General features: G+C 46.1%; 1 rRNA gene. It reads right to left on the bottom strand.

Going from position 1 to position 297, the window contains the following annotated elements:
* Window positions 1-289, bottom strand: a 23S ribosomal RNA gene (locus LEQ07_RS19880); the annotation flags it as partial.
* Window positions 290-297: the final 8 nt, after the last annotated feature.

The raw sequence follows: 297 nt of genomic DNA, 5'->3' as shown, positions 1-297 counted from the left end.
GAAGAAAACTTCACTGGTTTGGGCTATTCCGCGTTCGCTCGCCGCTACTTACGGAATCGAATTTCTTTCTTTTCCTCCGGGTACTTAGATGTTTCAGTTCCCCGGGTTCCCCTCACTAAGCTATGTATTCACTTAATGATACTTAGACATTACTCTAAGTGAGTTTCCTCATTCGGAAATCTTCGGATCAAAGTTTACGTGCAACTCCCCGAAGCTTATCGCAGCTTATCGCGTCCTTCATCGGCTCTTAGTGCCAAGGCATCCGCCCTGCGCCCTTAATAACTTGACCAGTTATTA

This window comes from Paraclostridium sp. AKS73 (genome assembly GCF_025671395.1).
GTDB lineage: Bacteria > Bacillota > Clostridia > Peptostreptococcales > Peptostreptococcaceae > Paraclostridium > Paraclostridium benzoelyticum.
Note: the sequence above shows the minus strand (reverse complement) of the source record. Positions and strands in the feature narration are given on the sequence as shown.